This window comes from Paenibacillus sp. J22TS3, from assembly GCF_018403205.1.
Taxonomy (GTDB): domain Bacteria; phylum Bacillota; class Bacilli; order Paenibacillales; family Paenibacillaceae; genus Fontibacillus; species Fontibacillus tuaregi.
Genome location: NZ_BOSF01000004.1, coordinates 264,989 through 288,576 on the forward strand (window position 1 = coordinate 264,989; position 23,588 = coordinate 288,576).

Genomic DNA, 23,588 nt, shown 5'->3' on the forward strand with positions numbered 1-23,588 from the left:
CATCTATTTCAACTCATCCGCTAGAATTAATACGACCGGACAGTGGTCGCTTCCCAGGACGTGGGAATGGATCTCGGCGTCAGCCAGATTAGGCCCAAGCCTTGTGGAAGCAAGGAAGTAGTCGATCCGCCAACCCACATTCCGCTCCCGAACCTTAGGCATATTGGACCACCAGCTGTAAGCCTCCTCCCGGTCCGGATAAAAGTGGCGGAAGGTATCTATAAATCCGGCTTCCAGCAGCCGGCTCATCTTATCCCGTTCCTCAGCTGTAAATCCCGAGTTGCCCTTATTCCCCTTGGCATTCTTGATATCAATCTCCTGGTGTGCCACATTCATATCCCCACACACGATAACCGGCTTGCGTGCATCCAGCTTCAGCAGGTAAGACCTGAACCGGTCCTCCCATTCCAGACGATAATCCAGCCTGGACAGGTCCCGCTTGGCGTTTGGCGTATAGACATTAACCAGGTAGAATTCCTGGAACTCCAGGGTCAGCACGCGCCCTTCCGGTTCATGATCCTCCTCCAGGCCGTAGCGCACCGATAGCGGTTTGATCTTGCTGAATACCGCTGTCCCGGAGTAGCCTTTCTTCTCGGCATAGTTCCAATACTGCAGATACCTTCCTCCATGATCCAGATCGATCTGACCTTCCTGAAGCTTGATCTCCTGCACACAAAATATATCTGCATCCACCGCGTCAAAATAATCATTAAACCCTTTATTCACACAGGCTCTCAGCCCGTTCACATTCCAGGATACCAGCTTCATCTTATTCTTCCCCCTTACTGCTAGGTAATTTAACCCAACTTCTATAAATTCAGATCCATCGTCTTTAGGAACAGCCTAAATTATACGATATATAGAGAGCAAAGACTTATGAAATCTTTTAAAACCTAGAATGAAAGAAGGTTGCAAGAATGAGATTTATTGTGAATCAGCAGCTTGCAACCATGACAGAGGTTGAAGAGGCTGTGCAGTCCTTGACCACTATGACCGTGGAGCTTTAAGAGCTCTCCTCTCGCTTCCGGCTGTAGCGCATGTGAACGATTTCCAGATCAGAATCCCCATTCGGACAGGAATAGATTTAAGCGCAAAAGACAAAGAACCTTCGATGCCACCCCAAGGGGTGGGAATATCGAAGGTTCTATTTATAAAATAAACTCTCTTACTTGTCTCCGTAGAACGTTTCCAGTTCACGAACAATCTTGTCCTGATCGTAGTCAACAACCTGCTGGTATTGAGGCTTCGACAAGAGTGCCGAGATTTCATCCGGGAACTGCTGCTTGATTTGGCAGAGTCCAATCGCTTCATCAAATTTCGCCGGATGAGCGGTAGCAAGCGATATGGTAACCTCACCGTCTCCGCTGCATTCTTGGTAAGCTGCAACTCCGCATGCCGTGTGCGGATCAAGCAGATAGTTGTAATCTTTATAATACTTCCCGACATATTCAAGGCACTCCTCATTGGAAGCCCCGTAAGCCGAAAATTCAGACTGTACCCGCTTAAGAAGCTCAGGACTGATGTTGATTTGTCCCTCATTCTTCAGTTGAGCCATATATTCCGCGACCTTCCCGGCATCCTCATCCAGCAGGTAATAGAGATATCTCTCAAAGTTGCTGGCAACCTGAATATCCATGGAAGGACTGTACGTGCTCTTAAAGTCCCCTGGCTTATATTCACCAGTGCGCACAAAGCGCTCCAAAATATTATTTTCATTCGTCGCAATAATCAGCTTATGAATAGGCAGTCCCATCTTCTTGGCCAGGAAACCGGAGAATACGTTGCCGAAGTTGCCGGACGGCACGCTGATGTTGATCTTCTTGGACTGCTGGTCCTCCAGATCCGTACGGAAGTAGGCATAGAAATAATATACGGTCTGGGCCAGAATACGCACAAAGTTAATCGAATTGATCGCCCGAAGATGATGCTTCGCCTTGAAGTCCAGATCCGCGAACAGGTCTTTAATCACTTTCTGGCAGTCATCAAAGTTTCCTTTGACTGAGAGGTTGAGCACATTGTCATCGTTCACCGTGGTCATCTGAAGCTCTTGAATCTTGCTGACCTTCTGATGAGGGTAGAGAATGCAAATCTTAATCCCTTCCTTGCCTCGTACACCTTGGATCGCGGCCGCTCCGGTATCTCCAGAGGTAGCTCCGAGAATATGAATGATCTCCCCCTGCTTCTTGGAGACATAAGAATAGAATTCTCCCATAAATTGCAGCGCCACATCCTTGAAGGCAAAGGTAGGACCATGGAACAGCTCAAGAATGTACAGAGAGTCATTAATCTTTCTAACCGGTGCCACTTCCGGAGAACGGAAGCTCGCATAGCTGCGCCGTACCATATCCTTCAAGTCCTCGGCAGGAATCTCATTATTAATGTAGTAAGAGAAAATGCGCAGGAACAGCTCTTCATAGCTCAGATTCCTCCACTCTTCCAATGTGGAGGGGGAAATGACCGGGATTTCCCGGGGAATCATCAGTCCGCCATCATCCGCAAGCCCCATGAGCACTGTATCGATAAAACCTTTGGGTTCTACTTGCCCCCGTGTACTAACATATTGCATACTCTTCCTCCCAAAAGTGTATTTTGATTATGTCTATATTAACCTTTAAGAGTCCATCAACCAAGTACTATTTTTAATTTTATTCGTTTACATGCTTAAAGTTAAATCCCGGATTCAGAAATGTGCACTGCCATGTTACAATGAATAAATTGGTTCAGTGAATCAAATATGTCATCATAAGGCAGGTATTATAGCTATGAAATCAACTACCCCGCTGCGGGCGTTTAATTTTTTGTATTTTGCGCTTCTGGCCATCTTTATCCCGTTTCTTCCGGTGTATCTCAGCGAACAAGGGCTGAATCCCGCCCAAATTGGATTCATCGTGGGAAGCGGCGGATTTATCACAATTATTGCCCAGCCCTTATGGGGGATGATCAGTGACCGCACCAAGACCATCCGTAAAGTGCTTCTGCTGCTGCTTATATTTTCCACCTTACTTGGATATCTGCTTTATGCCTCGACAAGCTACGGCATGCTGATTGTCTATGCCATGTTTCTCTATTTCTTTCTGATGCCGATCGATCCGTTGACCGAAAGCCTCAACTTCCGGGTCGGTGAAGCAGCTGGGGTCAGCTACGGTTCAATCCGAACTTATGGTGCTTTGGGTTATGGGGTTATGTCCCTTGCCGCGGGATATATTATGTCCTGGTACGGAGCCCATAGCCTTGCCTACCTGTTCGCCATCATCGGCGGTGTCAGCTTTCTGATCAGTCTGATTATGCCAGATGCCCCCGTTGCCGGGAAACCTGTTACGCTGGAGAGCCTGAAGAAATTTCTCGGGAACCGCGAAACTCTGCTGTTCCTGGTTCTTGTGTTCATCAGCTCTGTCCCGGCCCGGATGAACGATACGTTCCTCGGAGTCTACATCGGCCAGCTCGGCGGGAATTCCGAGCTCGTTGGCCAGGCCTGGTTCCTTGCGGCCGGTAGTGAAATTGTCGTCTTCGCCCTCAGCTTCTGGTGGATGCGCAAGGGACACGAGCTGATGATCATTACCATTGCCAGCGCTTTCTATTTCCTGCGTTTCTTCATCTCAGCCTGGGTCACAGACCCGCATGCTCTGGTGTACATTCAACTGCTGCAAATTCTCACCTTCCCTATATTCTACTCTGCCGCAATCCAGTACTTGTACCGGATTGCGCCGGTCGAATGGCGGGCTACCAGTCAGACGGTACTGGCTCTCCTGTTCTTCGGTGTATCGGGAATTATCGCCTCCTATGCTGGCGGAGCCCTGTATGAGGCCTTTGGCGGACAGGCGCTGTTCTTAACAATCTCGGTCATGTCGCTCGCCGGCATGGTATTCGGGATTGTGCTGAACCGGATATATGGAAGGCGGAATATCACCGCAGCCCAAGAGTAGAAATAGATATATATGGAAATTTGGCCTGCTGCCACAAGAAAAACACCTCCAAGATTCCTGTCCCATATCTTATGACATGGGGTTGCATTTTCTTGGAGGTGTTTTATTAGTCTTAGATTATATCTTAAATCTACCTACCTCTTCCAGAAGACTGTCCGCGTTCTTTGCAAGCTCCCCGGACAGCTCAGAGATCTGAATAATCGCTCCTGACTGCTCATGAGTCGAGGAAGCTACTTCTTCCGTAGATGCCGCGCTTTGTTCCGCCACAGCCGCAACCGTCGAGATGACATCGGAAATATTGGTGGCATTGGCACTCAGCGCAGATTCCGCTGCAGACACCTCGTGAATCTGGACCACAATGTTCTCCACAGATTCCTTAATTTTATCAAACGAAGCTTTCGTATCGCTTACCGCAGACTCCTGGTATTCAACGACTTGTTTGGCTTTTGCCATCTTATCCACACTTTGCAGGGTGGCCTGCTGAATCTCCTTAATCAGCACAATAATATTGTCACTCGATGCGGCCGACTGCTCAGCCAGCTTGCGAACCTCCCCGGCTACGACAGCAAATCCTCTGCCGTGCTCCCCAGCCCGGGCCGCTTCAATAGCCGCATTCAGTGCAAGCAGATTAGTCTGTGTGGCAAGGTTATGAATGACCCCGACAATCTCTTCAATCCGGTGTGATTTATCTGCCAGAAGCTGAATAGATTCCCCCACATCCTTCGTGGTCAGCTTGCTCTCTCCCGAGAGCTGTACTTGGTTCACAATGGTCTTAAAGCCATCGCTCACCGCTTGGTTCACTTGATCGATCATCTGGACAGAGCGTTCGACGTTCTGTGAAATGCGTTGAACCGACTGGGTCATCTCAGTGACCATCTCTGCTCCCGTAAAGACCGACTCTGCCTGGTCTGTTGCTCCCTTGGCCAGTTCTTCCACCGCCGTCGAGATCTGTTCCGCGATCTTGCCGCTGTCAGACGCATGATGATGCATATTCTTGGATGTAGTGTCTATCGTGGTGGCTGAATCCGCCACCTTCTGAATAAGATGACGCAAATTCTCCGCCATGGTATTAAAGGAGTGCCCTAGCTCGGCAATCTCATCTTTCCCGTTAACGGATACTTTCACCGTCAGATCCCCTTCAGACATCTTCTGTGAGGTTGCTTTAAGACGTGCCAAAGGCTTAATAATCTGCATGGAGAGAAAGAATGCCAAGGCAATCACAATCCCAAGCACAACTACATTGATCCAAATGAACTGCGTGCGGATTTGAGTCAGCTGCTCATAAGCCAGATCTTTGGAGATGGACGCTGCCACCACCCAGCCGGAGCTCGGGATTTTTTTATACACAAGGATCTGGGTATCATTCGTGTGCGTATACTCCGCTTGGCCTGAAGGCTTGGATATCATATCGCCTACCACAGATTTTAGGTCAGCGTTGTTCTTGAGGTTCGTATTGAGCAGCTTCTTATCTGGATGAGCCAGAACAGTTCCGTTCTTATCCACCAAGAATGCAAAGCCCATCCCATCCAGGTTTACCTTGCTCACAATCGGCGTGATATCGGTCAGTAGAATATCCAGCCCGATTACTCCTTGAAGCTGGCCGTTTTGATTTTTGAAGGGATAACTGATGGAAATGGTATAACTCTTCGTTCCCATATCAAGGTAAGGATCGGTAACAACGAGCTTGCCAGTCTCTTTGGCCTGCTTGTACCACGGTCTGCTCCGGGGATCAAAATTCTGCGGTGCATTTCCCGAATCAATAAACTTTCCATCCTCATACCCAACATAAATACTCGTGACACTCCGGGCGATGTCATCATTTTTATGTGCCTGCAGATAAGCGGGGGTCAGTTGGTCCTCAGACACAGCGTCTTGCAGGAGTGTTCCCAAAGTTTTGACGACCTTAATATTCCCTTGAATCCAGCCATTCAGATCACTAGTTACTGTATTGGCTGTTCCTAGCATTTTGCTCTCGACCCTTTGGGTAGCCTGCTGCTCCAGGTTCTTAAAACTTAAATAGCTGGTAGGCGCAATTGTGATTAGGGCAACTAAGATAAACATGATAATCAGCTTAAATTTCACAGACATGGCAGCACCTCGAATATTATTTTTTTTGCCTACTAAGTGGATTGAATTAAAGATATTGCTGCTGATATAACATGATCGAGAATATGTTCCTGCAAATCTTTAATTTGTTACACCTTGTATTATGATTTAATTAGTTATATCGACAAAAAAAGACAGGATTTTATATTAATTGCCGAAAATGTTTTAACACAGATTTTACCAGGCAATCCTAAGTCCACTTGTTTCTGAGCATCACAAAAACCCTCCAGCCCACTATGGCTGAAGGGTTCAATCCTACTTATTGATAGAATATATTAATAAACATTCACCATTGCTGCTGCCGTCTTGCCACCATAAATGGCCGTGATTACGGCCACCCCACGCTTCAGTCCTGTGATGTTGCCTTGAGCATCAATGGACAGCACGTCCGGGTTGTCCGACTTGTACGTGCTGAATTTGGTTACCTTAACGGGAGTTCCTTCCGCTCCATTTACTGTAACTACAGTATCGAAGGTGTCTCCCACATTAATGCTGTACTCTTCATCTTCAAACCTTAAGCCATCCCCAGGCAGATTCGGGTCGGTGCCAGGATTATCCGGATCGGCAGGAGTGTTCCACGATAACTTGACCAACCGGTTTTTATCCGCGACCGCTACAACCTCTCTATTCGCAAGAGATTCTACCACAGCTACATTTCCCAGAGATTTCGCCCATAGTAGATTACCTGAAATGTCGGTCTGATAAATTCCGGTTGTTGCTCCAAATAGATATCCATGCGGATTCTCATAAAGCCCTTGTATACTGCCGCTTCCCACTTTCTTACTCCATTCCGTATTTCCCGCTCCATCTGTCTTAAGCAAATTGAATTGTTCGGCACCCCGACTGGCTATAAGATATCCTCCATTCACGGTCTTGACCCGGCCGTTCACACTCGGATCATCCTTGATCCATTCCAATTCCCCATTTGCACTAATCTTCCATAGTTGGGGGGTGCGGCCCTTGGAACCGGCGATGATGGCGCCTCCATCTTCAGACTCGTCGATATTCGTAGTAAACGCCACTTGATTTTCAAGATGGCCCATCCCTAACCTAAGGTCCCATTCAGTGCCGCCGGTTTGGTCAATCTTTTTGACTTTTGCACCAGCTAATCCTGACGATCCAAGTACCTCATTTGTCGTATAGAGAAATCCCCCATCGGTAGTTTCAGTCAGAGAACTGATTTTCACCTGGCCAGCGCCCTCAAAGTACTTCTCCTATAGTAGATCCCCATTTCGATCGGTTTTGGCAATATATCCTGAAGTGTACCTAAAATGAAAACTCGGAACTTCTCCCGCAATAATATATCCACCATCCTCCGCAGGCTTCACTTGGAGTATCTTGATAATCTTATGGTAATACGGCTCTCTCAGTTCTAACTCCCTGCTCCACTCCAAGTTCCCTTGCTCATCCATGCGGCCTAAAACGGCGTGCTCAAATTCATTGTACGAGTTACGCTGACCCAAGCCCCCAAATGAAAACTTACCCTGCTCAATTAGGGATACACCTGTAATTTCGCTGACTATCCCATCCAGCTTCTTCTCCCACTGGGTCGCAGGCTCCTGGACTACCGCAGAACTAAATGGAAAAGCCGACTGAATCCCAGATTGTGCATCTCTCTCCGCTGCCGACGCTTGCCCCGACCATGAGCCCGCAACCAGCATCACCGCAGTCATACTGCTGAACAGACCCTTTTTCCAGCCAATATATTCCATTTTTATACACTCATCCTAAAATTGGGTTCACTCATGTATAAAAAAACAGCAAATCAAGATGCACACTGAGCACTTCAGTCTTGACCTGCTGTAGATATTTAGTTGGCCTATATGGTTAAATCCCGTTAGTACACACTTACTTCCGCAGTAACGCTCTGCCCTTCATAGCTCGCCCGGATCACAGTCTTTCCCCGCTTCACGCCTGTAATGTTCCCTTCGTTGTCAATGGTGAGTACCTTCGGATTGTCTGATTGGAACTTGCTGAGCTTAGTTACAGGCACACGCCTTCCACTGCCGGATCTGGAGGAGAGTACGACCGTATCAAAGGTATCCCCGCTACTGATGCTGTATTCCTCGGAGTCGAATTGAAGCTTGTCCGCCACCTTCGGCTGCAGCTTGGACAGATTTCGATCAGACTTAAGAGAAGTGAAACTGCCTAAAGACAGTTTCTCCAAACGGTTTAAGGAACGGACTGCAACCATAGTCGTCCCGGCGGTCTTGTACAAGCCGGTTACTTTACGTATATTTGATGTCCCTTGGACTTCACCATGATGATTGAATTTAACGATTCCTTCAGGGGTACCAAGCAAGTAACCTCCATCTTGTGACAGTTCAAGAGACAAGATGGCCTTGGCCTTAAACGGTTGGCTCCACTCTTCTCCGCCTGCCCGCCCAAGCTTTACCAGCCGACCTTCTCCTGTTCTGCTTACGTGTGCCGCGACACCTCCCCCATCCTTGGATGCGGTCACTCTACCGCTTGAAGCTCCCTTGAAATTTTTACTCCACACCATCTTCCCCGCTGAATCCAGTTTCCATACCGAGCATCTGCCGTTCTGGCTTCCTCCAACTAGAAAGCTCCCATCCTCAGAAGGATAGATAGACTCTGCGGTCACCCCTTCAGGGTCTGAGCCACTTGAAGAAATCACCTTGGTCCAGACGGACTCTCCCTTTTTGTTCAACCTTCCAATATAGGCATCCTGAGACTGATCATTTTTTGACGAGACGGCAGTGTAAACCATCCCCCCATCTGACACAGGAGCAACGGAATAAACGTACCCAAAGCCTCCCGTCTCAACAACCTTTTTCCACTTCACAGCTCCGCTGTTATCCAGCTTAGTAAAATAAAGATCGGCATAATATTGACTTCTCCCTGGCTGGGAACCGCCGAGGTAATAAGCCCCCTGCACATCAGACTGTACACTTGTGAATTGAATCTGTTTGTCATCCTCGGAAATTCCAATGTCCTTGGACCAAATGATGTCCCCTTCCTTATTCGCCAACGCGATATAACCATGTTTCTCGGAAGTAATCCCGCCAAGGGTGTACTGGACATTTCTAGTCAACTGAACATCGGTAATTCGTATACCCGGCCCCAGCCCGGCGGCCCCAAAGATGTTATGCCGTTCCCCTTCTGCTGCAGCCGTTCCTGCAGCCACAACCGCCACCAACAGGCAAATCATGAATTTGCCGGTTAACCTGCCGCCCCATAGGCGCCGCCTGCTCAACCCATATTCCCCCTTAATTCGTTCATGACAACATCTTGAAGGTGGTCTGGCAGCTTATTCAAGCTATTTATTACTAACCTCTTTCTAAAAAAGTACCGTTCGTTCGATATGTTTCCATAATAGCTGAAAAAGCAGCAGTCCACCTAAGCAGCCATACTTTAACAAAACCAGTGTGGACAAAGAGGTGGACAATCAAATATTCTATGTATTTGTCTTGGGTGCAGTAAAAATTCACACAAAGGTCTATCTTCTTAGACCAGACTTAGATGACTCCATTTTCTCACTTAAAATATCCCGGAAGCTCCGATGGTTGTCGTTCTCGCTCTCTTTTTTCTGTATATTAACATTTTGAGTTCTGAAGGGCTGATAGTGCTGATAAGCCATCGCCTGATGAACGGTCAAATTCGTATTCATATGTTCTCCTCCTAATACCACTGCATGCTAACAGTGCATGCGAAATTTAGCCGTTTAGTTACCGGATACGGGTCATTCAATCTTCGTTACGGGTCATCCAATTTTCGTGCGGTAACCCAATCTTCGATAATAACAATACCCGAATCCAATATAACGTAAACACTTTTTCGCAATTTAAGGAGGAAAGGGCCATGAATTTCAGCACAAATCACGACCTGCGGGGTAGGATATACGAAGAAAGGGCTACATAGGGCTTTCTTCTATTTGGGACAGTAATCAGACGATGACCCTTGTCAACCAGGGACCAGAGGCACCGTAAAATTCAGGACATTAGTCGGGTGTGTAGGCCTTCACCATGCTCCAAGTCACTATGCTCCAAGCCTCATCTCAAGCCGTCCCTACGAGTTAAGACAACCTTTTATAGTTAATAATCACTTATCTGCACATGAAAAAGAGCATGGACCCGCAAAGGTCCATGCTCTTTAAATAAATATCGTTATCCGATCCGGTCAGCTGATCCAGCTACCAGATCATTTACTCCGTTACGATCCCGTGCACCAAGACAGGCGCTTCCGCATGATCCGCAATACGGATGTTCTCATAAATCATTTCGATCACATCGTCCACCTGCTCGCGGTTGGCATGGATGGTCACCAGAGACTCTCCAGCTTTAACCTGATCCCCGATCTTCTTGTTAAGCATCAGACCTACGGCCAAGTCAATTTCCGACTCCTTGGTAGCGCGTCCTGCCCCAAGCAGCATCGCAGCTGTACCGATCTCGTCGGCCACAATCTCGGCCACAACCCCATCGGTCTTGGCTGGAACTTCAATCAGATAAGCGGCCTGCGGAAGTTTCTCAGGATGATCCACAATCGAAGCGTCGCCGCCCTGATTCGCGATGAACTCTTTGAACTTCTCAAGCGCCTTGCCGTTCTTGATCACTTCCCGTAGCTTCTCTTCCGCTTCTTCCAGAGATGCCGCCTTGCCTGCCAGGAAGACCATCTGGCGTCCAAGGGCCAGACACAGCTCCTCAAGATCTTTAGGACCATGACCCTTGAGGGTATCAATGGCTTCCTTGACCTCAAGCGCATTCCCGATAGCCAAGCCCAGAGGCTGGCTCATATCTGAGATCACCGCCATCGTTCTGCGGCCTACATTGTTGCCAATGCTGACCATGGCATGCGCAAGTGCTCTGGCATCTTCGGCTGTTTTCATAAATGCGCCAGCCCCAGTCTTCACGTCAAGCACGATGGCGTCAGAACCAGCCGCGATCTTCTTACTCATGATCGAGCTGGCGATCAGCGCGATGGAGTCTACCGTTGCTGTCACATCCCGCAGCGCGTACAATTTCTTGTCGGCAGGGGTGATGTTTCCGGTCTGCCCGATGACCGCAATCTTGTGATTGTTCACAAGATCCGTGAATTCCTCCTTGGTAATCTCCACGTGGAAGCCTTCAATGGCTTCCAGCTTGTCAATCGTACCACCGGTATGGCCCAGTCCGCGGCCTGACATCTTTGCCACTGGAATGTCCAGGGCGGCAACGAGGGGCGCAAGCACGAGCGTAGTGGTATCTCCGACACCGCCAGTCGAGTGCTTATCCACCTTCACGCCTTCAATTGCGGACAAGTCGATGGTCTCTCCGGAGTTCACCATCGCCATGGTCAGATCCGCGCGTTCGCGTTCTGTCATGTCCTTGAAGAAGATCGCCATGGCAAGCGCGCTTACCTGATAATCAGGAATATCCCCTTTGGTATAGCCTTCGATAATGAAGTTGATTTCTTCTGTTGATAATTCCTTACCGTCGCGCTTCTTCTCAATAAGATCCACCATTCTCATACTTACACTCTCCTCACATTTTGTTGCAATGCCGACCTGCATAGACCTCTCCACTAAGATCGGTTTATTCTAAAGTTCACTATATATACTTACAAAGTAATCGCTGTATCCAAAGCAACCTCTAACATTTCGTTAAATGTGGTCTGACGCTCTTCCGCTGTAGTTTCTTCCCCTGTAAGAAGATGGTCGCTCACAGTCAGAATGGTCAGTGCGTTAACACCGAACTTCGCAGCCAGGGTGTAGAGGGCTGTCGTCTCCATCTCAACCGCCAGAACCCCGTAATCCATCAGCTTCTGGGTGATGGATTTGTCATCACGATAGAAGATATCCGAGCTGAAAATATTGCCGACATGCAGCTTCAATCCTTTCTCCACCGCACGATCATAAGCTGCTTTAAGCAGCGGGAAACTTGCCACAGGAGCAAAATCATATCCGCCGAACAAGTTGCGGTTCATGCTGGAGTCCGTAGAAGATGCTTGCGCAAGAATGACATCACGCACGCGGATGTTCTGCTGCATTGCTCCGCAGGTTCCCACGCGGATCAGGTTCTTCACACCATATTCACTGATTAGCTCATTCACATAGATACTGATGGACGGAACGCCCATTCCAGAACCCTGTACCGATATTCTTTTTCCTTTGTACGTACCGGTAAATCCAAGCATTCCCCGTACCTGGTTGTAACAAGTTGCGTCTTCAAGGTAAGTCTCTGCAATATATTTGGCCCGGAGCGGGTCACCTGGCAATAGAATCGTCTCGGCGATATCGCCTTTTTTTGCATTAATATGAACGCTCATGTGTGAATCCTCCCATTATTTATAATTATTTCAAATCCGTCAGGAAGCTCGTTCCGTACTCTGGCATCTTCACCCCGAAGTTCTCCGCAACCGTTGCACCGATATCGGCAAACGTCTTACGAAGCGGCAGTTCCTTGCCTTCAGCAAATTTCGGCGAGTAGACCAAGAGCGGCACATATTCACGGGTATGGTCTGTCCCACGGTAAGTCGGGTCGTTCCCGTGGTCGGCTGTAATAATCAGCAGGTCCTCATCCGTCAGCTTGGCAAAAACCTCAGGCAGACGCGCATCGTACTCTTCCAGAGCTTTGGCATAGCCTTCCGGATCACGGCGGTGTCCGAACAGGGCATCGAAGTCAACGAGGTTCAGGAAGCTGATCCCGGTGAACTTCTCGTCCAGCACCTGAACGAGTTTGTCCATACCGTCCATATTGGACACAGTACGGATTGATTTGGTTACCCCTTCGCCGTCATAAATATCCGAGATTTTGCCAAGTGCGATCACATCCAGCCCCGCATCCTTAAGCTCATTCATCGTAGTCCGGCCAAACGGCTTAAGCGCGTAGTCATGACGGTTCGCAGTCCGGGTGAATTTACCTGGTTCGCCCACGAACGGCCGTGCGATAATACGTCCAAGCATATATGGATCATCCAGCGTAATCTCACGGCAGAATTCGCAAATTTCATACAGTTCCTTCAGAGGCACAATGTCTTCGTGAGCGGCAATCTGCAGAACGGAATCCGCGGAAGTATATACGATCAGGGCGCCCGTCTTCACATGCTCTTCCCCGAGTTCTGCGATGATCTCGGTTCCGCTGGCCGGCTTGTTGCCGATTACCTTGCGGCCCGTCTTCTCTTCGATGCGCTGAATCAGCTCATCCGGAAAACCGTTCTCAAATACACGGAACGGGGTGTCAATGTAGAGGCCCATGATCTCCCAGTGTCCTGTCATAGTATCTTTGCCTTTGGAAGCTTCCTGCATCTTGGTGTAATAAGCCATCGGCTTGTCCGCCTTCTGAACTCCCTTGACCTCCTTGATGTTGGACAGACCCAGCTTAGCCATGTTCGGCATGTTAAGCCCTCCGGTTGCCTCGGCGATATGACCGAATGTGTCCACATCGAAATCATCGAACTGGGCGGCATCCGGCGCTTCGCCAATCCCAACAGAGTCCATCACGACTACATGAATTCTTTTAAAATCTGCCATGTTCAGCATCTCCCTTACCTTGTGTCTTAGATAAACAACCCTGCAACTGTAGCCGACAGCACACTTACCATAGTAGCTCCGTATAACAATTTAAGACCAAATCGTGCTACCACATTCCCCTGCTTCTCATGCAGCCCTTTTACCGCACCTGCGATAATTCCGATAGAGGAGAAGTTCGCAAAAGATACCAGGAATACGGATACAATTCCGACGGTATGTGCGGAAAGCGCCGTATGCTTGCCAAGATCCAGCATGGCCACGAACTCGTTGGACACCATCTTCGTTGCCATGATGCTTCCAGCCTCTACCGCTTCCTTCCATGGAACTCCCATTACAAAGGCAAACGGAGCGAATACATAACCCAGCAGCTCTTGGAACGAAACCCCAAAGATTCCGTTGAAAATCCCATTAACCAGCGCAATCAGGGCTACGAAACCAATCAGCATGGCTGCAACGGTCGTTGCAACCTTGAAGCCGTCCATAATGTACTCTCCGAGCATTTCAAAGAACGACTGCTTCTCTTCCTCCTGCACCTCCAGAATATCCTCATCCTTGGACACCTCATAAGGGTTCAGAATAGAAGCAATGATGAATCCACCGAAGAGGTTGAGCACCAGGGCGGTCACCACATACTTGGGATTAATCATGGTCATATACGCACCCACGATTGACATGGAGACCGTAGACATGGCAGAAGCACACAGCGTGTAGAGACGGTGCTTCGGCAGCATGCCGATTTGCTTTTTCACGGAAATAAATACCTCGGATTGTCCTAAAATCGCCGAAGCTACAGCGTTGTAGGATTCCAGTTTACCCATTCCATTTACTTTACTCAATATAAGTCCAATGTATTTAATGACAAAAGGAAGAACTCTCGTGTACTGCAAAATTCCGATCAACGCCGAAATGAAGATGATGGGCAGCAGCACGGACAGGAAGAATGGAGCCTGTCCTTCATTTGCCAGACCGCCAAATACAAAGTTAACCCCTTCAGAAGCATAACTGAGCAGATTATCAAATACCGAAGCAAAACCTCCGATTAGGAATTCCCCTACACCCGTATTCAGCAGGATAAAAGCAAGCACCGCCTGCAGGACAATCATGATAACTAACGGCCTGTAGCGAATCTTGCGCTTGTCATTGCTTGCGAGATAGGTAAGCAGAAATACCACCACAATCCCAATTAACGCAATTAAGTATTTCATGTAGTCTTTTCTCCTAACTCAATTTCGTATTTTCATTAAGCGCTTACAGCGTGTTGAAAAAAGAAAAAATCCCGCAGGATTAATTCTTCTTATCCATATCCTCAGCCTGAAAGGCTCCAGGAAGGAGGCGTTCCATCGTCCACTCTTCCGTGTCACCATGAAGGTTAGTCAAATAAATCTTCGTATCTTGATCGCAAAATTCAGCCAGTACCTGACGGCAAGCCCCACACGGGGATACCGGACCCTCAGTGTCCGCAACGACTGCAATGGCTTCGATTCTTTTATGACCTTCAGATACTGCCTTGAAGATCGCCGTGCGTTCAGCACAGTTGGTCAGACCGAACGAAGCATTCTCGATGTTGCACCCACGGTACACCTTTCCGTCCGTCAATACCGCGGCTCCGACTTGAAATTTCGAATAAGGCACATAGGCCGTCTTCCGTGCTTCAATCGCTTCATGAATCAACTGGTCTTTCATGGATAACTCCTCCTTCTTGGATAGGCCTATCTTAATAAGAAGATGTAGACTGTCCGCCTTCCATGATCTTCACACCCGAGCTGGCTCCGATCCGGTTAGCGCCGGCTTCCACCATCTTGGTCATATCTTCAAGGCTGCGTACGCCGCCGGATGCCTTAACCCCAACCGCATCTCCTACCGTGCGGCGCATTAAAGCCACATCTTCTGGAGTCGCTCCGCCTGTCGAGAAGCCAGTCGAAGTCTTCACAAAGTCCGCTCCGGCTTTAACCGCCAGCTCACATGCACGAACCTTCTCTTCATCTGTCAGAAGGCTGGTCTCAATAATAACCTTAACCAGTGCTTTGCCTGCTGCAGCATCGACCACAGCTCTGATGTCCCGTTCCACAAGCTCATCGTTGCGGTCCTTCAGAGCACCGATGTTGATGACCATATCCACTTCTCCGGCTCCGTTCTGAATCGCGTTGGAAGCTTCAAAGGCTTTGACTTCAGGTGTGTTAGCCCCTAACGGAAAACCGATAACTGTACATACCTTGACCGGAGTGCCTGCAAGCTGCTCGGCGCAGTAAGCAACCCAAGTTGGATTCACACATACCGAGACAAACTCATATTTCTTTGCTTCTTCTGTAAGCTTAGTAATCTCACTCTTCGTTGCATCCGCACGAAGCAGAGTATGATCGATTAATGCTGCAACATTCATATTGTTCACTCCTCAGAGAAAGTTGTCTAGACATTAGCTTGATTCATAGCTATCTTACCACGCCATTGAACAAATGTAAACGTTATTATGAAATTATGTTCAAGTGTGATCTATATCCTAGTATTCACCCAAAAGATACAAAAAAATCTGCCGCAGCAGGCGGCAGATTCATCATAATAACAAAGACTGGGCCGTGAATTGATCCGTAACCAAAATATTTGCATACCCCCCAATAAGGGCTGCCCGGATCGCTTCAATCTTGCGGTGGCCTCCAGCCACAAGGATCGACTTCTCCTTGTTTCTTAGGTCTGGAAGATCAATGCCCACCGTGCGCTGGTTAATCTCTTCACTGATAATATTTCCTTCTGTATCAAAAAATCTGGAGCAGATATCCCCCACGCCGGTTGATTCCAGCAGGTGCTGCTCCTCCTTGCTGAAATAACCCAGACGGAACAGCAGCGCATCACTCTTCACCGTTCCAACGGTAAATATGGCGATGTTCGCCTGCCTGCCGAGCTCGATAATCCTCTGGATATGCCGATCCTGCTCGACCATCTGCTTCACTGCAATATTGTCAAAGATGACCGGGAGCGGAAGATAACGGGCAGCGGTCTGATAGGCTTCAGCGAACAAATTCACGGTCTCCACCGCGTATGTGTTGACGTGGGAATGGCTCACTCCGCCTTTCAGCTGGACAACCTCCACTCCCTTAACATGCTTCGGCTCAAGGTTCTGTGCGACTGCGTACATGGTTGTTCCCCAGGTTACGCCAATGATATCCGTATCCTGAACGATGTCATGCAGATATTCAGCCGCACGCTTGCTGATGTGCTTCTGAATCTCCTGATACTCATTAAGCGGCGAGTAACTTACAAGCACATGATCCAGATTATACTTGGCCTTCAGGCTGTCCCCAAGCGTATCCAAATCCTCCAGAGGATCGATGATATCAATGCGCACATACCCCTGATCCTTGGCATGCTGCAGCAGCCTCGATATCGTAGGGCGGGAGACGCCAAGCCTTGTTGCGATATCCTGCTGACTGTAATCAGATAGATAATAAAGCCTGGCGGCCTCAATACTCAGCCTTTGCTTCTCATCTTCCATGGGTCTCCCTCCATTTCATAAATGAGATTGATATTGTTAATCATTGAGTCCTTTTCCCTCTAAAATAAGTGGCATATATTTTTCAACCCTCGATTCCCGGGTTTTGGACTGCTTCGGCCCAGCAAAATAAAGCAGGTAGGCTCTCTGCCGTCCCGGAGTCAGCGCTTCAAAGGCCGTTTTCAGGGCAGGGATTTCATCGAGTTTATTTTGAAACTCTTCCGGGATGGGATACTCCGAGTTCTTTTTAAACTCTACCTCCAGCCCGGATTTCTCAACTTCAATGGCTTCATTAATATAGGCTTTCAAGGTAGCTTCCATTTCATTGATTTCCTGAACATTCGTGAACCGGATTTGGCGTCCCGCCTGCACATTCTCCGTTTGCTGGATCAGAATTCCCTCCGGGTCCTTTAACAGGACGCCTTTGTGGAACAGGAGGGCACAATATTCTTTAAATCCATGAATGATTACTATGTTCTTATTCTCTAGCGTGTAACAAGGGTGCATCCACTTGAATTCCTCGGTCAGCTCACAGTCAAGAACAATTTGTCTTAACTTCTCATAAGCTTCTTTCCACTTCTTAGATTTACTTATAAACTCATCAACCTTAGGATTCGTTCTGCTATTTGTCATTTAAGGAATGCCCCTCTTCAATTTTCAATCAGCTGACAGCTATCGGTTTGGATAGCTTTTTTCCAAGTATACCACTAGCGTTCTTTTCTATTAAGGAATAAATATTAACTATATAACTTGACCTATTGGGATTACACCGGTTTTACAAAGCTCTGAGAAAAGCCGCAAACTCCCGGCCCGCAGCCGTTACCGGCCTGTCTTTGCGGTAGACCAGTGTGATCTCAGGCTCACGGATGGCATTGCCGGGGAGCGGGGCGGTCCGGATTCCTTCCGGAGCGGAGGGGAGCAGCAGCCCCCTCCGGGTATAGAAGGAAATCCCGGCCTTTGCCTGCACAGCAAGCTTCACCGCCTCCGGCGAATCCAGGCTTGCCGAGTTCCACAGGTTAACCTGGTTCGCAGAAGCCCATCGTTCAGAGAAATCCTTGATATAGGAGCCCTTGGCATGCTGAATGAACCTTTCCTGGGCGATCTGGTTAACCTCAATTTTTTTGAGCGCCGAGAAAGAATGCTCGTCGGGATAGATCAGTACCATCTCATCGCGGCCCAGCGGCTCACATTCCAGATGCTCCTCCTCTAAGGAACCGTCCGTATGCATTACGGCTAGATCAATTTCCGCCCGCTGCAGCAGCTTCATGATCTCCGCGTCAGCTCTAACCCGGATATCCAGGTGGATGCCGGGGAATTTACGCATGAATCTCCCCGCCAACGCGGGAAGATAGGAGTTGCCCGGAAGCAGGCCCGCCCCGATGTGCAGCGTTCCTCTCTCAAGCGAGTCGAAGTCAGCTACGATATTCATCGCTTCATCTGTTAATGAGGTAATCCTCTGGGCATAATAGAGCAGCGCCCTCCCCGCTTCGGTCAGGATGACACGTCCACGCCGGGAGTCGAATAGGACCGTACCGAGTTCCTCCTCAAGGCTCTTCATATGGAAAGTGACGGTGGGCTGCTTGAGCTCAAGCTCCCTCGCCACATCGGAGATTTTTTTATATTTGTCAATAAGAACGACAATTTTCAGCTTTACAATGTTCATACAATGCCTCCCTTACCTCCTCATAATAGCCAGTTATTTAAATAAAATCTATGGATACATCAGTTTTTTATTTCATTTTTTATTTTTAACTTTACAAAGTTATGAATTTGGAATGATAGTTGGGTCCTATAATTTTACTTGTCGGGAACAAATTTCGACCAAAATTAATTCACTAGGGGAGAATACAAAACATGAAATTGAAGAAGTCGTTCCTTTTGACCCTCACGCTGGCTTTTGCCGTATCTCTGGCCGCTTGTGGCAACAAAGACAACAGCAGTGGAAGCTCGACTACGGATACTACGAATAAACCAACCTCCGAAACCACAGCTCTCAGCGGTTCCATTCTAGCATCAGGCTCCACAGCCCTGCAGCCGCTCGTTGAACAAGTGGGTAAGAAGTTCATGGATAAGAACACTGGCGTTTCCATACAAGTTCAAGGCGGAGGCAGTGGTACCGGTCTGACTCAAGTGTCCGGCGGACAAGTTCAAATCGGGAACTCCGACGTATTTGCTTCCGAGAAAATGAAAGACGAAGCGGCTGCCAAGGAATTGGTAGACCACCAAGTAGCCGTAGTTGCTATCGCGGCAGTTACCAATCCTGAAGTAGGCGTAACAAATTTGACAAAGCAGCAGCTGGTGGATATTTTCACAGGTAAAATCACCAACTGGAAAGACGTGGGCGGTAAAGATCAAGCAATTGTAATTGTTAACCGTCCAAGCAGCTCCGGAACCCGCGCAACCTTTGAGAAGTTTGCACTTGGAACCAAGACTGAAGATTTGAAGGGCTCCATTCAAGAAGATTCCTCAGGAACCGTGAAGAAGCTTGTAACCGAAACTCCTGGTGCAATCGGATACCTTGCCCTGTCTTATCTGGATGATAAAGTGAAGGCTGTTCAATATGAAGGTGTAGATGCAACTGTAGATAATGTCGTGTCCGGTAAATATCCGGTATGGGCTTATGAGCACATGTACACCAAAGGTGAACCGGATGCCACTACCAAGGCGTTCCTCGATTACTTCATGACTGACGAAGTTCAGAACGGCGACGTTGTGGAACTCGGTTACATCCCTGCAAACAAAATGCAGGTAAAACGTGACGAAGCAGGCAACGTAACGAAGTAATTTCACCACGGCAGCAAGGGCCATTAGACCAAGAGGCGGAAGATTACACTTCTGCCTCTATTTTCTCTTTAGAAAGGATAGAAGGACATAATGAAATCTAATCAGGATACCCCCCTTCTCCTGCGCAAGCACCGGACAGAGGAATGGATTGGACGGGGATATACAACCATATGTGTGCTCTTCCTCATTGTTATTATTATCTCCATTGTGTATTTTGTGGCCACTAAAGGCATCTCAACCTTTGCCATTGATCATGTAAGCTTGTCTGAGTTCCTTTTCGGAAGCACTTGGAGCCCTGATGATAACAAATTCGGTGCACTGCCATTTATTTATGGCTCCTTTCTGACATCGCTTCTCGCTGCGCTGATCGCAAGCCCCCTGAGCGTATGTGCCGCACTGTTCATGACTGAGATTGTTCCAAACTGGGGGAAAAAGGTGCTTCAGCCCGTAGTTGAGCTGCTGGCTGGTATCCCATCCGTTGTCTACGGCTTCATCGGCCTGAGTATTCTCGTTCCGTTCCTGCGGTCAACCTTTCCCGGGCAGGGGATTGGCGTTGCTGCCGGAGCCATCGTGTTGTCCATTATGATTCTGCCTACCATCACCAGTATTGCCACAGATGCGCTTAGCGCGCTGCCCCGGAATTTAAAAGAAGCTTCCTACGGTCTGGGGGCCACCCGCTGGCAGACGATTTACGGCGTTATTCTGCCAACCGTGCTTCCGTCTGTTCTTACAGGGGTGGTGCTCGGTATGGCCCGGGCATTCGGTGAAGCATTGGCTGTACAAATGGTTATCGGGAACGCACCACATATCCCGACTTCCCTGTTCGAGTCAGCTTCTACGCTGACCAGTGTAATTACTCTAAATATGAGCAACACCGTAATGGGCTCGGTTCAAAACAACGCCCTATGGAGTATGGCTATGATTCTTATGCTGATGACCTTCGTCTTTGTCTTTGTCGTAAGGCTTCTCGAAAGGAGACATAAACTTTGAAACCGAAAGCCGCCGATAAGCTCGCAACCGGTATAATTGTTTTCTTCGCCCTGCTGATTGTTGCCGTACTTCTGGGCATGCTGGGCTTCATCCTGTTCAGGGGCCTAAGCCATATTGACTGGCACTTCCTGACTTCAGAACCACAGACTATCCGTGAAGGCGGCGGTATTGGACCGCAGCTCTTCAATTCCTTATATTTGCTTATCCTGACCATGATTATCACGATTCCACTTGGACTTGGGGCTGGGATCTACATGGCAGAGTATGCCAAGCCGAACCGTCTAACTGACGCCATCCGGCTCATAGTGGAAGTTCTGTCTTCCTTCCCGTCCATCGTTGTGGGGCTGTTTGGCCTCCTCGTTGTGGTACAGCAGTTCGACTTCGGGTTCTCCCTGTTCTCCGGGGCCATCGTGCTGACCATCTTTAATATGCCGCTGATGGTGCGCGTAACCGAGCAAGCCTTCCGCAGTGTTCCTAAGGAACAAAAAGAAGCCGGACTCGCCATGGGCTTGTCCAAATGGAAAATCATTACGTCCATCCTGTTCCCGGTCGCCCTGCCTATTATTGTGACAGGAACGATCCTGGCTGCAGGACGTGTATTCGGTGAGGCAGCGGCCCTGCTCTTTACCGCAGGCATGACCACACCACACATCAATTTCAGTGACTGGAATCCGCTGCATGCGGCATCGCCACTGAATCCGTTCCGTCCGGCCGAGACGCTGGCCGTTCATATTTGGAAAGTAAACAGCGAAGGCCTTGCCCCGGATGCAGTACAGATTGCGGCGGGAGCTTCCGCCGTTCTAGTTATCATGGTCTTGGTGTTCAACCTGCTGGCCCGCTGGCTTGGAAGAGCCCTGTACCGCAAATTCACTTCGATTAAATAATTTTAAGTAATGGGAAGAGGAGACGGCTCATGACGGACACCTTACGAACTGAAAATCTTAAAGTCTATTACGGCGAACATGAGGCTGTAAAAGGCATTGATATGATCTTTGCCGAGCGAAGCGTGACGGCGCTGATCGGTCCATCCGGCTGCGGGAAGTCGACCTATCTTCGTTCCCTCAACCGGATGAACGATGAAATTCCCGGCTCCCGGCAGACAGGCAGCATCTGGATCGGGGATAAGGATATTAACTCCGCCGATACCGATGTAACGGTGCTCCGCCAGAAGATCGGAATGGTCTGGCAGCGGCCCAACCCTTTTTATAAGTCAATTTATGAGAATATCGCATTTGGCCCCAAATATCACGGGATTAAGAATAAAAAAGAACTGGATCGCATTGTAGAGGACAGTCTGCGTAAAGCCGCGCTGTGGGACGAGGTCAAAGACCGTCTGAACACCTCTGCGCTCGCGCTCTCCGGGGGTCAGCAGCAGAGATTGTGCATCGCACGCGCCCTCTCGGTTAATCCGTCCATTCTGCTGCTGGATGAGCCTGCCTCCGCACTTGATCCGATCTCAACCGCAAAGATTGAAGAGACCATTGAGGAGCTTAAGAAATCACTCACCATCGTAATCGTAACCCATAACATGCAGCAGGCTGCACGGGTGTCCGACTTCACCGCCTACTTCTACCTTGGCAGCTTAGTGGAGTATAACGAGACCAGCATTATCTTTACGAACCCTGCCAAACCGAATACCCAGGAATATATTTCGGGACGGTTTGGTTAAGCCGGAAGATTCAACCTCGAGCACTTAGCCAATCAAGCTCGACTTTAGCATATCTGGAGGAAGCAGGCCCGTTTCATACGGAGCCTGCTTCTTTGTTGTTACTCACTCTCTTACCTACATGTCTTTAATGCAGCTTATTCAACTTTTTTTATGATACATGGCAAACAGTAGATCATTCTGCCACCTCGCAACAATATTTATACGCTATATAAAATGAACTAATGAAGTTTACCCTATTGAGGCGCTGCGATGCCGAGTGTTCTTTAAGGCCGCTGTTGTCTCCGAAATGCTTGAATTAAATATCCAAGTAGGGGCATTTCGGAGACAAAGGCGGACGCTCCACTTTTTCAGAATCACTCGGGATCGAAGCTGAGATCGGTTAATTCTAAAGTTCATTTTATATAAAAAAGCCTAAGCGGTATCCCGCCTAGGCTTTCTCATGGCCCTCGTGTTTGGGAACCAGGTTATAGATCTCTCCGCTCTCCAGCGTATCGATCAGGCGATCCAGCCACATATAATACTCGGTGGCCTCCCTCATCTTGCGCTGGTCCTCCAGGAGAATCTTCTTCACATTCTCATCCTCTGTCCGGGAAATCCATTTTCCCAGCTCGTCAATGGAACGCTTGAGAATATTTAAATTTGTCTCGACCGCTTTACGCCATTTGATAGCAAAGAAGTCATTGAAGGTCTGATACCAGTCATATTCGACCTCATACAGGTCTTTACGTGAACCCTTCTCCCAGACCTTGTTCACCATCTTCAGGTCCAGCAGCGTTCGCACCCCCGTGCTCATACTGGTCTTGCTCATCTTCATCTCATGGCCCATCTCATCGAGTGTCATCGGCTTGTCCGCAAAAAACAGCAGGCCGTATAAATGACCGGTCGATAAGGTAACCCCGTATAAGTCCATATTTCTTCCTATCGCTTCAATTACACGTTTACGAACTCTCATCAACTCGGATTGTTCTTGTTCACTAAGCTGGTCCAAGCCCATGCTTGCAGCCTCCTATTTAACCTTTGTCCTCTTATGTATCCATCTTAGAAAAAGCGCTTCTAAATGTAAAGAAACAGGCAAGGGAGCATGTGGGAGCATTATGGAGGATTTCCGACATTTGTTTTGTACAGTTTTTTCTGTACGTTCCGTACGTACAGATTTAAGGGTTG

At 48.5% G+C, this 23,588-nt stretch carries 22 protein-coding genes; 5 read left to right on the forward strand and 17 right to left on the reverse strand.

Going from position 1 to position 23,588, the window contains the following annotated elements; genetic code table 11:
• Positions 1–3 precede the first annotated feature (3 nt).
• Together KJS63_RS14670 and thrC are read right to left on the reverse strand one after the other, a co-directional pair.
• Positions 4–768 (reverse strand): exodeoxyribonuclease III, encoded by a 765-nt coding sequence (locus KJS63_RS14670; RefSeq protein WP_213619791.1) that lies wholly within the window; start codon positions 766–768, stop codon positions 4–6.
• A gap of 397 nt (positions 769–1,165) precedes the next feature.
• Entirely contained in the window at positions 1,166–2,566 is a 1,401-nt protein-coding gene (gene thrC, locus KJS63_RS14675) for a threonine synthase (protein WP_213619792.1), read from the reverse strand.
• 196 nt (positions 2,567–2,762) lie between these two features.
• Between thrC and KJS63_RS14680 the strand changes: the two genes are divergently transcribed.
• A complete protein-coding gene (locus KJS63_RS14680) occupies positions 2,763–3,923 on the forward strand; it encodes an MFS transporter (RefSeq protein ID WP_213619793.1) in 1,161 nt (386 codons plus the stop codon).
• A gap of 117 nt (positions 3,924–4,040) precedes the next feature.
• Here the strand turns inward: KJS63_RS14680 and KJS63_RS14685 are convergent, their stop codons facing one another.
• The 14 genes from KJS63_RS14685 to KJS63_RS14750 form a co-directional block, all read right to left on the reverse strand.
• Positions 4,041–6,011, reverse strand: a complete 1,971-nt coding sequence (locus KJS63_RS14685) for a methyl-accepting chemotaxis protein (RefSeq protein WP_213619794.1) — start codon at positions 6,009–6,011, stop codon at positions 4,041–4,043.
• 293 nt (positions 6,012–6,304) lie between these two features.
• Entirely contained in the window at positions 6,305–7,216 is a 912-nt protein-coding gene (locus KJS63_RS14690; protein ID WP_213619795.1) for a hypothetical protein, read from the reverse strand.
• 27 nt (positions 7,217–7,243) lie between these two features.
• Complete coding sequence (locus tag KJS63_RS14695; protein ID WP_213619796.1) at positions 7,244–7,741, reverse strand: hypothetical protein; 498 nt, start codon at positions 7,739–7,741, stop codon at positions 7,244–7,246.
• A 125-nt stretch (positions 7,742–7,866) separates the two neighbouring features.
• Positions 7,867–9,246 carry a PQQ-binding-like beta-propeller repeat protein gene (locus KJS63_RS14700; RefSeq protein WP_213619797.1) on the reverse strand — a complete coding sequence of 460 codons (1,380 nt, stop codon included), beginning with the start codon at positions 9,244–9,246 and terminating at the stop codon, positions 7,867–7,869.
• 243 nt (positions 9,247–9,489) lie between these two features.
• Positions 9,490–9,660, reverse strand: a complete 171-nt coding sequence (locus tag KJS63_RS14705) for a hypothetical protein (protein WP_213619798.1) — start codon at positions 9,658–9,660, stop codon at positions 9,490–9,492.
• A 534-nt stretch (positions 9,661–10,194) separates the two neighbouring features.
• Positions 10,195–11,496, reverse strand: coding sequence for a pyrimidine-nucleoside phosphorylase (locus tag KJS63_RS14710; RefSeq protein WP_068615275.1), 1,302 nt, complete (start codon positions 11,494–11,496; stop codon positions 10,195–10,197).
• An 89-nt stretch (positions 11,497–11,585) separates the two neighbouring features.
• Positions 11,586–12,293, reverse strand: a complete 708-nt coding sequence (gene deoD, locus KJS63_RS14715) for a purine-nucleoside phosphorylase (protein WP_068615272.1) — start codon at positions 12,291–12,293, stop codon at positions 11,586–11,588.
• A gap of 25 nt (positions 12,294–12,318) precedes the next feature.
• The gene (gene deoB, locus KJS63_RS14720) at positions 12,319–13,497 is read right to left on the reverse strand and encodes a phosphopentomutase (RefSeq protein ID WP_213619799.1); all 1,179 of its coding nucleotides are present in this window, start codon (positions 13,495–13,497) and stop codon (positions 12,319–12,321) included.
• A gap of 26 nt (positions 13,498–13,523) precedes the next feature.
• Positions 13,524–14,702 carry a NupC/NupG family nucleoside CNT transporter gene (locus KJS63_RS14725; RefSeq protein WP_213619800.1) on the reverse strand — a complete coding sequence of 393 codons (1,179 nt, stop codon included), beginning with the start codon at positions 14,700–14,702 and terminating at the stop codon, positions 13,524–13,526.
• A gap of 79 nt (positions 14,703–14,781) precedes the next feature.
• A complete protein-coding gene (locus tag KJS63_RS14730; protein WP_213619801.1) occupies positions 14,782–15,180 on the reverse strand; it encodes a cytidine deaminase in 399 nt (132 codons plus the stop codon).
• A gap of 31 nt (positions 15,181–15,211) precedes the next feature.
• Positions 15,212–15,877: a deoxyribose-phosphate aldolase gene (gene deoC / locus KJS63_RS14735; RefSeq protein WP_068615261.1), complete on the reverse strand. Its 666-nt coding sequence runs from the start codon at positions 15,875–15,877 to the stop codon at positions 15,212–15,214.
• Between the two features lie 171 nt (positions 15,878–16,048).
• Positions 16,049–16,984, reverse strand: a complete 936-nt coding sequence (locus tag KJS63_RS14740; RefSeq protein WP_213619802.1) for a DNA-binding transcriptional repressor DeoR — start codon at positions 16,982–16,984, stop codon at positions 16,049–16,051.
• Between the two features lie 36 nt (positions 16,985–17,020).
• Complete coding sequence (locus KJS63_RS14745; protein ID WP_213619803.1) at positions 17,021–17,614, reverse strand: YdeI/OmpD-associated family protein; 594 nt, start codon at positions 17,612–17,614, stop codon at positions 17,021–17,023.
• A 142-nt stretch (positions 17,615–17,756) separates the two neighbouring features.
• Positions 17,757–18,644 carry a LysR family transcriptional regulator gene (locus KJS63_RS14750; RefSeq protein WP_213619804.1) on the reverse strand — a complete coding sequence of 296 codons (888 nt, stop codon included), beginning with the start codon at positions 18,642–18,644 and terminating at the stop codon, positions 17,757–17,759.
• 191 nt (positions 18,645–18,835) lie between these two features.
• Here KJS63_RS14750 and KJS63_RS14755 point away from each other — a divergent pair, with 191 nt between their 5' ends.
• From KJS63_RS14755 to pstB, 4 genes are all read left to right on the forward strand, one after another.
• Positions 18,836–19,765: a phosphate ABC transporter substrate-binding protein gene (locus tag KJS63_RS14755; RefSeq protein ID WP_213619805.1), complete on the forward strand. Its 930-nt coding sequence runs from the start codon at positions 18,836–18,838 to the stop codon at positions 19,763–19,765.
• Between the two features lie 90 nt (positions 19,766–19,855).
• Positions 19,856–20,755, forward strand: a complete 900-nt coding sequence (gene pstC / locus KJS63_RS14760; protein ID WP_068615248.1) for a phosphate ABC transporter permease subunit PstC — start codon at positions 19,856–19,858, stop codon at positions 20,753–20,755.
• Positions 20,752–21,639 (forward strand): phosphate ABC transporter permease PstA, encoded by an 888-nt coding sequence (gene pstA / locus KJS63_RS14765; RefSeq protein ID WP_213619806.1) that lies wholly within the window; start codon positions 20,752–20,754, stop codon positions 21,637–21,639. The genes pstC and pstA overlap by 4 nt, the downstream gene beginning before the upstream one ends.
• A 29-nt stretch (positions 21,640–21,668) precedes the next feature.
• Complete coding sequence (pstB, locus tag KJS63_RS14770; RefSeq protein ID WP_213619807.1) at positions 21,669–22,424, forward strand: phosphate ABC transporter ATP-binding protein PstB; 756 nt, start codon at positions 21,669–21,671, stop codon at positions 22,422–22,424.
• 427 nt (positions 22,425–22,851) lie between these two features.
• Here the strand turns inward: pstB and KJS63_RS14775 are convergent, their stop codons facing one another.
• Positions 22,852–23,418, reverse strand: a complete 567-nt coding sequence (locus KJS63_RS14775; RefSeq protein WP_213619808.1) for a GbsR/MarR family transcriptional regulator — start codon at positions 23,416–23,418, stop codon at positions 22,852–22,854.
• Between the last annotated feature and the right edge of the window lie 170 nt (positions 23,419–23,588).

Coding starts and splice junctions, on each gene's coding strand:
- KJS63_RS14670 (WP_213619791.1), bottom strand. CDS start 768: ATGAAGCTGGTATCCTGGAATGTGAACGGGCTGAGAGCCTGTGTGAAT.
- thrC (WP_213619792.1), bottom strand. CDS start 2,566: ATGCAATATGTTAGTACACGGGGGCAAGTAGAACCCAAAGGTTTTATC.
- KJS63_RS14680 (WP_213619793.1), top strand. CDS start 2,763: ATGAAATCAACTACCCCGCTGCGGGCGTTTAATTTTTTGTATTTTGCG.
- KJS63_RS14685 (WP_213619794.1), bottom strand. CDS start 6,011: ATGTCTGTGAAATTTAAGCTGATTATCATGTTTATCTTAGTTGCCCTA.
- KJS63_RS14695 (WP_213619796.1), bottom strand. CDS start 7,741: ATGGAATATATTGGCTGGAAAAAGGGTCTGTTCAGCAGTATGACTGCG.
- KJS63_RS14705 (WP_213619798.1), bottom strand. CDS start 9,660: ATGAATACGAATTTGACCGTTCATCAGGCGATGGCTTATCAGCACTAT.
- KJS63_RS14710 (WP_068615275.1), bottom strand. CDS start 11,496: ATGAGAATGGTGGATCTTATTGAGAAGAAGCGCGACGGTAAGGAATTA.
- deoD (WP_068615272.1), bottom strand. CDS start 12,293: ATGAGCGTTCATATTAATGCAAAAAAAGGCGATATCGCCGAGACGATT.
- deoB (WP_213619799.1), bottom strand. CDS start 13,497: ATGGCAGATTTTAAAAGAATTCATGTAGTCGTGATGGACTCTGTTGGG.
- KJS63_RS14725 (WP_213619800.1), bottom strand. CDS start 14,702: ATGAAATACTTAATTGCGTTAATTGGGATTGTGGTGGTATTTCTGCTT.
- KJS63_RS14730 (WP_213619801.1), bottom strand. CDS start 15,180: ATGAAAGACCAGTTGATTCATGAAGCGATTGAAGCACGGAAGACGGCC.
- deoC (WP_068615261.1), bottom strand. CDS start 15,877: ATGAATGTTGCAGCATTAATCGATCATACTCTGCTTCGTGCGGATGCA.
- KJS63_RS14740 (WP_213619802.1), bottom strand. CDS start 16,984: ATGGAAGATGAGAAGCAAAGGCTGAGTATTGAGGCCGCCAGGCTTTAT.
- KJS63_RS14745 (WP_213619803.1), bottom strand. CDS start 17,614: ATGACAAATAGCAGAACGAATCCTAAGGTTGATGAGTTTATAAGTAAA.
- KJS63_RS14750 (WP_213619804.1), bottom strand. CDS start 18,644: ATGAACATTGTAAAGCTGAAAATTGTCGTTCTTATTGACAAATATAAA.
- KJS63_RS14755 (WP_213619805.1), top strand. CDS start 18,836: ATGAAATTGAAGAAGTCGTTCCTTTTGACCCTCACGCTGGCTTTTGCC.
- pstC (WP_068615248.1), top strand. CDS start 19,856: ATGAAATCTAATCAGGATACCCCCCTTCTCCTGCGCAAGCACCGGACA.
- pstB (WP_213619807.1), top strand. CDS start 21,669: ATGACGGACACCTTACGAACTGAAAATCTTAAAGTCTATTACGGCGAA.
- KJS63_RS14775 (WP_213619808.1), bottom strand. CDS start 23,418: ATGGGCTTGGACCAGCTTAGTGAACAAGAACAATCCGAGTTGATGAGA.